The sequence below is a fragment of the Cellulomonas endophytica genome (genome assembly GCF_004123805.1).
In the GTDB taxonomy this organism is placed as follows: Bacteria; Actinomycetota; Actinomycetes; order Actinomycetales; family Cellulomonadaceae; genus Cellulomonas; species Cellulomonas endophytica.
In genome coordinates this window covers 1-9,059 of the sequence record NZ_RWJX01000107.1, presented here as the reverse complement: position 1 = coordinate 9,059, position 9,059 = coordinate 1, and the positions used below count along the sequence as shown (strand labels likewise).

General features: G+C 78.8%; 9 protein-coding genes, 1 pseudogene and 1 riboswitch. All 10 genes and pseudogenes read right to left on the bottom strand.

Annotation, left to right across the window (positions count from 1 at the left end):
• Window positions 1–70: 70 nt before the first annotated feature.
• A complete protein-coding gene (locus tag EJA20_RS17295) occupies window positions 71–334 on the bottom strand; it encodes a phosphoribosyl-ATP diphosphatase (protein ID WP_129339771.1) in 264 nt (87 codons plus the stop codon).
• 11 nt (window positions 335–345) lie between these two features.
• Complete coding sequence (gene ribH, locus EJA20_RS17290) at window positions 346–837, bottom strand: 6,7-dimethyl-8-ribityllumazine synthase (protein ID WP_129339770.1); 492 nt, start codon at window positions 835–837, stop codon at window positions 346–348.
• On the bottom strand, window positions 834–2,231 hold the full coding sequence (ribB, locus tag EJA20_RS17285; protein ID WP_240675612.1) for a 3,4-dihydroxy-2-butanone-4-phosphate synthase: 1,398 nt from the start codon (window positions 2,229–2,231) through the stop codon (window positions 834–836). Before ribB ends, ribH begins: the two co-directional genes overlap by 4 nt.
• Window positions 2,228–2,839 carry a riboflavin synthase gene (locus EJA20_RS17280; protein ID WP_129339769.1) on the bottom strand — a complete coding sequence of 204 codons (612 nt, stop codon included), beginning with the start codon at window positions 2,837–2,839 and terminating at the stop codon, window positions 2,228–2,230. The genes ribB and EJA20_RS17280 overlap by 4 nt, the downstream gene beginning before the upstream one ends.
• The gene (ribD, locus tag EJA20_RS17275) at window positions 2,839–4,023 is read right to left on the bottom strand and encodes a bifunctional diaminohydroxyphosphoribosylaminopyrimidine deaminase/5-amino-6-(5-phosphoribosylamino)uracil reductase RibD (protein WP_129339768.1); all 1,185 of its coding nucleotides are present in this window, start codon (window positions 4,021–4,023) and stop codon (window positions 2,839–2,841) included. The genes EJA20_RS17280 and ribD overlap by 1 nt, the downstream gene beginning before the upstream one ends.
• Before the next feature lie 108 nt (window positions 4,024–4,131).
• A riboswitch (FMN riboswitch) is annotated at window positions 4,132–4,264 on the bottom strand.
• 81 nt (window positions 4,265–4,345) lie between these two features.
• Window positions 4,346–5,074 (bottom strand): ribulose-phosphate 3-epimerase, encoded by a 729-nt coding sequence (rpe, locus tag EJA20_RS17270; RefSeq protein ID WP_129339767.1) that lies wholly within the window; start codon window positions 5,072–5,074, stop codon window positions 4,346–4,348.
• Between the two features lie 109 nt (window positions 5,075–5,183).
• Entirely contained in the window at window positions 5,184–6,209 is a 1,026-nt protein-coding gene (locus EJA20_RS17265) for a S66 family peptidase (protein WP_129339766.1), read from the bottom strand.
• Window positions 6,210–6,214: 5 nt separating this feature from the next.
• A complete protein-coding gene (locus EJA20_RS17260) occupies window positions 6,215–7,771 on the bottom strand; it encodes an RsmB/NOP family class I SAM-dependent RNA methyltransferase (RefSeq protein ID WP_205687565.1) in 1,557 nt (518 codons plus the stop codon).
• Window positions 7,768–8,724 carry a methionyl-tRNA formyltransferase gene (fmt, locus tag EJA20_RS17255; protein ID WP_129339764.1) on the bottom strand — a complete coding sequence of 319 codons (957 nt, stop codon included), beginning with the start codon at window positions 8,722–8,724 and terminating at the stop codon, window positions 7,768–7,770. Before fmt ends, EJA20_RS17260 begins: the two co-directional genes overlap by 4 nt.
• A 40-nt stretch (window positions 8,725–8,764) precedes the next feature.
• Window positions 8,765–9,059: pseudogene (locus tag EJA20_RS17250) on the bottom strand (primosomal protein N'); the annotation flags it as partial.

Sequence of the window (9,059 nt, the reverse complement as noted above, 5' to 3'; positions counted from 1 at the left end):
TCTCGGTGACGGGTGGCGGGCCGGCGGGGCCCGCGCGGGTGGATCGGTGGGGGGGGGGTGGGGCGGTCGCTCAGAGGTGGCGGTAGACGTCCGCGAGCGTCAGGCCCTTCGCCAGCAGCAGCACCTGGAGGTGGTACAGCAGCTGGGAGACCTCCTCGGCGGTGCGCTCGTCGGACTCGTGCTCCGCGGCCATCCACACCTCGGCCGCCTCCTCGACGACCTTCTTGCCGATGGCGTGGACGCCCGCGTCCAGCTCCGCGACGGTGCCCGACCCCGCGGGACGGGTGGCGGCCTTCTCGGCCAGCTCGGCGAACAGGTCCTCGAACGTCTTCACGGGGCGCGAGCCTAGACGGCGCCGGCCGCGGGGGCGGCGAGCGTCCGCAGCGCGACGACCGCCGCGACCGCGGCCTCGGCCGCCTCGGCGCCCTTGTCCTCCTGCGAGCCCTCGAGCCCGGCGCGGGCGAGCGCCTGCTCCTCCGTGTCGCACGTGAGGACGCCGAAGCCGACGGGTACGCCGGTCCGGACGGCCACGTCGGTGAGCCCGAGGGTCGCGGCCTGGCAGACGTAGTCGAAGTGCGGCGTGCCGCCGCGGATGACGACCCCGAGCGCCACGACGGCGTCGAAGCCCGCCGCCGCGGCCCGGGAGGCGGCCACCGGCAGCTCGAAGGAGCCGGGCACGCGCACCCAGGTGACGTCCGCGACGCCGGCGGCGTCGAGGGCGCGGCGCGCGCCGGCCAGCAGGCCGTCCATGACGACGTCGTGCCAGCTCGAGGCGAGGACGGCGACGCGCAGGCCGCGGCCGTCGACGGTGAGGGTGGGGGCGCCGTGGCCGCTCATGCGAGGTCCTCCGTGGGGTCGATGACGTGGTCGGTGGTGTCCGTGCCGGGCGCCGGGGCGGCCACGTGGACGGGCAGGACGTGGACGGGCGCGCCCAGGGGCGGCTCGTCGCCGGCCGGGGCGGGGGTGCGCCCCTCGTCGAGGTGCAGCACGTGGCCCATCTGACGGGCCTTCGTCGCCAGGTAGGCGGCGTTGTGCGGGGTGCGCCCGACCTCGAGACCCCGCACCTGCGCGACCTCGACGCCGTGCGCCTGGAGGCCGGCGACCTTGGCCGGGTTGTTCGTCAGGAGGCTCACGCGCCGCACCCCGAGGTCGAGCAGGATCGCGGCGGCGGCCCCGTACTCCCGGCGGTCGGCCGGCCAGCCGAGGTCGAGGTTCGCCTCGACGGTGTCGCGGCCGGCGTCCTGGAGGGCGTAGGCCGCGACCTTCGCCAGGAGCCCGATGCCGCGGCCCTCGTGGCCGCGCAGGTAGACGACGGCGCCGCCCTCGGCCGCGGCGAGGCGCATCGCGGCCTGCAGCTGCGGCCCGCAGTCGCACCGGGCGGAGCCGAACGCGTCGCCCGTGAGGCACTCGGAGTGCACGCGGACGACGGGCTCGGCGGACAGGCCGCCGACGGGCACGAGCGCGACGTGCTCGTCGCCCGTGCGCAGGTCGCGGTAGCCGTGGATGCGGAACTCCCCGTGCGCCGTGGGCAGCCAGGCGGTGTGCGTCGCGTGCACGCGGGGCCGGACGGGGGCGTCGGCGGGCGCGGCGGACAGGTCGTCGTCGTGCTCCCGGCGCCACGCGACGAGCTGCTCGATGGTCAGCACGACGAGACCCTCCTGCGCGGCGAGGGCGGCGATGCGCGGCAGCCGCATCATCGTGCCGTCGTCGTTGACGAGCTCGGCGATGCCCGCGACGGGCTCGAGCCCGGCCAGCCGGCACAGGTCGACCGCCGCCTCCGTGTGCCCCGGACGGTGCAGCACGCCCCCGGGCACCGCCCGCAGCGGCAGCACGTGGCCGGGGCGGATGAGGTCGCCGCGCCCCGACGCCGGGTCCGCCAGCACGTGCAGGGTGCGGGTGCGGTCGGCGGCGGAGATGCCGGTGCTGACCCCGGTCGTCGCGTCGACGGTCACCGTGTAGGCCGTGCGCCGCGGGTCCTGGCTGTGCGGGACCATGAGCGGCAGGTCGAGGGCGTCGGCCCGGGCGCCCGTCATGGGCGCGCAGAGGTAGCCCGAGGAGTGGCGGATGGTCCACGCGACCCACTCCGCGGTCGCCGACTGCGCCGCGAGGATCACGTCGCCCTCGTTCTCGCGGTCCTCCGAGTCGGCCACGAGGACGGGCCGCCCGGCGCGCAGGGCGTCGAGCGCCTCCTCGACCGTGCCGAGGCGCACCCCGGCGTCCGTCGCGCTCACCGGAGCACCCCCGCCGCGGCCAGGAGGCGCTCGGTGTACTTCGCCAGCGCGTCGACCTCGAGGTTCACGCGGGACCCGGGCGCGAGCTCGCCGAGGGTCGTGCCCGCCAGCGTCGTGGGGATGAGCGAGACGCCGAAGCTCGCGTCGTCGACCTGCGTCACGGTCAGGCTCACGCCCTGGACGGCGATGGAGCCCTTCTCCGCGACGTAGCGCGCGAGCTCGGGCGGCACCGCGACGGTCACCTCGTCCCAGCGGGGGCCGGGGCGGCGGTCGCGGATGGTCCCGACGCCGTCGACGTGGCCCTGCACGACGTGCCCCCCGTAGCGGCCCCCGACGGCCAGGGCGCGCTCGAGGTTCACGCGCGAGCCGGGCGCGACGTCGCCGAGCGCGGAGCGGCGCAGGGTCTCGGGCATGACGTCGGCGACGAAGGTGCCGTCGCCGGGCAGCTCGGTGACCGTCAGGCAGACTCCGGAGACGGCGATGGAGTCGCCGAGGTGGGCGTCGGAGACGGCGAGGGGGCCGCGCACGCGCAGGCGCGCGTCGGTGGCCCCGGGGGCGGTGTCGAGCTCGACGACGACGCCGACCTCCTCGACGATGCCGGTGAACATCAGGACTCCTCGTGGACGACGGGCGGGGCAGGGGGTGCGGCGGGGCGGTCGGCCGGGTCGGGCGGCCGCGGGACGGCCACGACGAGGACGTCGGGCCCGAGGTGGTGGACGGCGACGGTCTCCAGCCGCAGGGCGTCGGCGAGGGTGCCGGCGCCGAGGTCGGCCACGGCGGGCGGCCCGGCGCCCAGGAGCACGGGCGCCACGTAGGCGTGCACCTCGTCGACGAGGCCCGCGCGCAGGAAGGCGGCGGCCACGGCGGGACCGCCCTCGACGAGGACGTGCTCGACGTCGCGGGCGGCGAGCGCCGCGAGGACCTGCGCCGGGTCGTGGGTGCGCACGTGGACGAGGTCGCCGCCCGCGCCGTGCAGCCGGGCGCCGGCCGGGACGTCCCGGTGCCCCATGACGACGCGCAGGGGCTGGCGCCGCCGGAGCGTGCCGTCGGCGGACCGGGCGGTGAGCGAGGGGTCGTCGGCCAGCACGGTCCCGGTGCCGACGACCACCGCGCCGACCTGCGCGCGCAGGTCGTGGGCGTGGGCGCGGGACACGGCGGAGGTGATCCACCGGCTCGTGCCGTCGGCGGCGGCGACGCGGCCGTCGAGGCTCGTGGCGAGCTTGAGGGTCACCACGGGGCGGCGGTGCGCGTCCGTCGGCCACCACGACCCCAGGACCGCGCGTCCCTCGTCGACCAGGACGCCCCCGACCACCTCGACGCCCCCGCCGCGCAGGCGCTCGGCGCCGCCGCGGGCGACGGGGTTCGGGTCGGGGACGGAGAAGACCACGCGCGCCACCCCGGCGGCGAGCAGCGCGCGCGAGCACGGGCCGGTGCGGCCGGTGTGGTCGCAGGGCTCGAGCGACACGACGGCCGTGGCGCCGCGGACGTCGCTGCCGCGGGCGGCGGCGTCCTCGAGGGCGGCGACCTCGGCGTGCGCGGTGCCGGCCCCCCGGTGCCAGCCCTCCCCCAGCACCGCACCGGTCGTCGCGTCGAGCAGCACGGCGCCGACCTGCGGGTTGGGGCCGCCGGCGGGGCCGCGGGCCGCCAGCTCGAACGCCCGGCGCAGCGCGACGAGCTCCACGGGCCGGACGAGGCGCTCGGGGACGGGGACGACCGGCACCGGGGCCGTCGGCGGCGACGACGTGGTCCCGGGCGGCGGCGCGTCGCGTCCCGACCCCTGCGTGCCCGGCATGCTGCGCCCCTCGGACCACGGGCCTCTCGGCCCGCACGGCGCACCCCGGGGAGCGGCCGCGCGCGCTGGGGCGTCGCGGCCACGGCGCGCGCCACGGGGCGCACGCCGCCACTGCTCCTCCCATCCGGGCTCTCACCGTCGGTCCCGGAGTTCCACCAGGTCAACCGTCCGGTCCCGAGGGACCGTGCGGGTCGCGGACTGTCACCGCCGGCTCGGACTCTCACCGACCCCGGAGCACGTGTGCTGCGTCGCGATCATGCCACAGGCGCCCCCGTCGTCGGCGCGGGGGCCCGCCCGCCGCGCGCCGGCCGGCGGCCGGCTCTCAGCCGGCGGCGTCGGCGAGCCGGCGCAGCTCGGCGATCTCCCCCGCCACGTCGTCGGCGCCGTAGACGGCCGACCCCGCGACGAAGACGTCCGCCCCCGCGGCCGCGATCCGGCCGATCGTCGCCCGGGAGACCCCGCCGTCGACCTGGATGCGCGTGCCGGTGCCGGCGGCGTCGACCGCCGCCCGCAGGCGCCGCACCTTCGGCAGCGTCCCCTCGATGAAGGACTGGCCGCCGAAGCCCGGCTCCACGGTCATGACGAGCACCATGTCGAGCTCGTCGAGGAGGTCGAGGAACGGCTCCACGGGCGTGGCGGGGCGCAGCGCGACCGCGGCCCGCACGCCGCCCGCGCGCAGCTCGCGCGCCAGGCGGACCGGTGCCTGGGCGGCCTCGGCGTGGAAGGTCACGGACGCCGCCCCGGCCTCGGCGAACGCGACCGCCCAGCGGTCGGCGTCGGCGATCATGAGGTGCAGGTCCAGCGGCACGGGCGAGACCTCCGCCAGCCGCTGCACGACGGGGAGCCCCAGCGTGAGGTTCGGGACGAAGTGCAGGTCCATGACGTCCACGTGCGCCGCGTCGGCGGTCGCGATGGCGCCGAGGTCGCGCTCGAGGTTGGCGAAGTCGGCCGAGAGGATGCTGGGGTGGAGGCGGGCCGCGGGCCGGGACGCCCCGGTCGTCGGGGTCGCGGGGGTCGGGGTCGCGGCGGGGGACGGCTCGTCGTGGGGCACGCGGCCAGGCTAGCGACCGGACCCGGCGCGGGGACGCCGCACCTCCGGCACGCACCCGCCCTCCCACCGCTCCCGGGCGAGCCGACCGGGGCCGCGTGCCGGACCCCGCCTAGACGAGGTGCTGCTCGATCCGGGACACCGAGGGCGTGTGCGTCACCCGGGCCAGGGCGCCGTTGACCAGCGCGAGGTGCGGGGGCACGTGCCCGCAGTCCACGTCGGTGAGGACGGGGACGCCCAGGTCGCCGAGTGCGGTGCGCGCGGCGTCCCGGTGCGTGTGACCGGGCAGCTCCGGGCCCCTCGTGCGGGCCAGCAGGACGGCCGAGGCGGCCTCGAACCAGCCCGCGTAGCGCAGGCCGAGCAGACGACGGGTCACGTCGTAGGCGTCCGACCCGGCCGACTCCAGGTAGACGACCAGCCCTTCGGGCGCGTGCTCCCGGGCGAACCGCGGCACGTCGCCGAAGGGCGTGCCGGCGAGGTGCGCCACGGTCTCGAGGCAGCCGCCGATGAGACGGCCCTGGACGTCGACGTCGCCGGGCCCGTCGACCCGCACCCACCCCTCGCCCGGGGTGTCGAACGTGGGCACGGTCACCCCGGGGTCGGAGACCCAGTCGTCGAACCCCTGCGCCCGGTAGGCCCTCGCCGCGCCCTGCACGAGGACGCCGCCCGGCGGGGTGGTCACCACCTCCGTCCAGGGCAGCATCGGCGCGGGCACGCGGTACGGCGTGTCCATGAGGTTCTGCCCGTGCACCGTCGCCACGCCGGTGAGCACGGTCAGCGGCAGCAGCAGCGTCGAGATGTCCGAGAACCCCACGAGCCAGGTCGGGTCCTGCGCCCACGCGTCCCAGTCGACCCACGGCAGGAGGTCCATCGCGATCTCCCCGCCCCACGGCGGGACCACCGCGCGCACGTCGGGATCGCGCACGAAGGCGTCGAGCTCGGCCGCCCGGTCCCGCGCGGGGGCGCTGACGACCCCGGTCCCGTCGAGGCACCGGCCCAGCCGCGTCCGGAGACCGAGAGCGGCCAGGTGCTCGAGCGCGACGTCGAGGCGGGGACGCAGCTCGTCCGCGACCCCCGAGGACGGCGCCGTGACGCCGATCGTGTCGCCGGGGCGGACCGGCCGCGGGTAGCGGATCACCCGTCTCAGTCCTCGCGGCGCAGCAGGGCGAGGTACATCGCGTCGGTCCCGTGCCGGTGCGGCCACAGCTGCACGTCGCTCCCGGGCCCCGGCGCGCCGGCGTCGAGGTCGGGCGAGACCTCCGCGACGACCGCGCGGGTGTCCAGGCGCGTCACCGTCGCCCCTGCCTTCGCCCGCGCCCGCACGACGTCCTTCACGACGAGCGACGTCTCGGCCAGGTGCGGCGAGCACGTCACGTAGGCGACGACGCCACCGGGCCGCACTGCGGCGAGGGCCGACGTGAGCAGCTCGCGCTGCAGGGTGCCGAGGGCGGCGAGGTCCGCGGGCGAGCGGCGCCAGCGGGCCTCGGGACGGCGGCGCAGCGCGCCGAGGCCGGTGCAGGGGGCGTCGACGAGCACGCGGTCGAACGCCCCGGGCTCGCTCTCCCCCAGCTCCCGGCCGTCCTGGGTGCGCACGGCCTCCACGGCACGGCGCGGGACGGCGCGCAGCGAGCGGTCCACGAGCCGGGTGCGGTGCGGCTGCACCTCCGTCGCGAGCAGCCGCGCGCCGCGGTCGAGGGCGGCGCCGGCGAGGAGCGCGGACTTGCCCCCGGGTCCCGCGCACAGGTCGAGCCACCGCTCGTCGCGCCCCTCGAGCGGTGCCGCCAGGAGCGCCAGCGCCACGAGCTGGCTGCCCTCGTCCTGCACGCCGGCCCGGCCGTCGCGGACGGGCGGCACGTCGGCCGGGTCGCCGCCGTCGAGCACGACCGCCGTCGGGGCCACCGTGCCGCGGGTGCCGCGGGTGCCGGCCGGGACGGCGGCGAGCAGCTCCTCGCGGTCCACGAGGCCGGGACGGGCGACGAGCGAGACCCGCGCCGGCGTGTTGTCGGCGGCGAGCAGGGCCTCGAGCTCGTCGACCGGACGGCCGTGCCCGACGAGCGCCTCGCGCAGCGCCCGCACGACCCACGCCGGGTGGCTCTCCGTCACGGCGAGCCGGGCGACGCGGTCCTCGCCCGTGGGGTCCGCGGCGTCGCCGATGCGGACGAGCCACTCCTCCAGCGGTGCCTCCGCGACCCGCCGCAGCACGGCGTTGACGAGCTGCGCGGCCCCCGCGCCGACCCGGTCGCGGGCCAGCCCGACGGTCTCGGACACGGCCGCGTGCGCCGGCACCCGCATCCCCAGGAGCTGGTGGGCGCCCAGGCGCAGCACGTCCCGGACGGGCGCGTCGAGCGCCGTCACCGGTCGCCGGGCGGCGATCTCGACGACCGCGTCGTAGCGCCCGGCCAGGCGCAGCGCACCGTAGGCGAGCTCCGTGGCGAAGCCGGCGTCCCGCCCCCGCACCCCGCGCCGGGACAGCAGGGGCGGCAGCACGAGGTTGGCGTAGGCGTCCTCCTCGTCGACCGCGCGCAGCACCTCCAGCGCCGCGGTGCGGGCGGGGTCGGCGGACCGGCGGCGCTCGGAGGGCGCCTGCGACGAGAACTGGCCGCGGGACTCCGTGCGGGCGGCACCCCGCTGGCGGCCCGTGAGGTCGCGGCGCTCGGCCCGGTCGCGGTCCGTGCGTCGGTCGCGCTCCGGCGGGTTCACCGCGCACCCCCGGCGGCCGCGACGGCACCGAGCACCGCGCCCTCCTGCAGGCGGGCGCCACGGGCCCAGTCCGCGGCCGCCATCGCGCGGCGCCCGGCGGGCACGACCGTGTCGAGCAGGACGGCCGTCGTGCCGGTACCGACGTGCACGGTCCGCCTGCCCGGGCGCACCTGCCCGGGGGCGAGGTCGTCCACCTCCGGGGCGGGGCGCACCGGGCCCAGGCCGAGGCGGGCGCCGTCCGGCCCGACGGTCCAGGCGCCCGGGGCGGGCGTGACGCCGCGGACGAGCCGGTCGACGGCGTGCGCGGGGAGACCCCAGCGCACCTGCGCCTCCTCGACGGTGATCTTCGGGGCGAGGCTCACGCCGTCCGCGGGCTGCGGGACGGGCGCGAGCACGCCGTCCTCGAGCGCGTCCAGCGTCCGGACGAGGAGCTCGGCGCCCGCCACCGACAGCCGCTCGAGCAGGTCGCCGGCGGTGTCCCGCGCCCGCACCGTCTCCGTCAGCGTCCCGAGCACGGGCCCGGTGTCGAGCCCGGCGTCCAGGCGGAAGGTCGTCGCACCCGTGACCTCGTCGCCGGCCATGACGGCCCGCTGCACGGGGGCGGCGCCGCGCCAGGCGGGCAGGACGCTGAAGTGGAGGTTGACCCAGCCGTACCGCGGCGCGTCGAGCAGGCCGGGCGGCACGAGCGCGCCGTAGGCGACGACGGGGGCGGCGTCGACCCTTAGGTCCGCGATCTGCTCCGCCACGCCCGCGTCGCGCAGCCGGGCCGGGGTGAGGACGGGCACGCCCGCCTCCTCCGCCACGTCGCGCACGGGGCTGGTCCGCGGGGCACGGCCGCGGCCGGCCGGCGCGTCCGGGCGGGTCAGCACGGCGACGACCTCGTGGCGGGAGGCGAGCAGCGCCCGCAGGGAGGGGACCGCCGGGGCGGGGGTCCCGGCGAAGAGCAGACGCATGACCCCGATCCTAGGAGGCCCCCGGGTCACCGGTCGTCGGTCAGAGGGCGTCGGGCGGGTCCACCTGCACCCGGACGGTGCCGGGCTCGCGCCGGGCGCCGCGGACGGCCAGCGCCGCCGCGAGGGCGCGGCCCAGCCCGCCGCCGGCGGCGCGCGGGACGCGGACGATCGCGCGGACCGGGTCGTCGTCGAGGGGGTCGACGAGGAACGCGCCCGCGCCCGGCGGCCCGGCGGGCGGCGGCCCCGCCAGGACGGCCAGGCTCCCCTGCTCGCCGACGACCGTCCGCCCCGGAGCGCCGGTGCCCGCGGGCGGGGCCTCCGGCGCCGGGACCGGG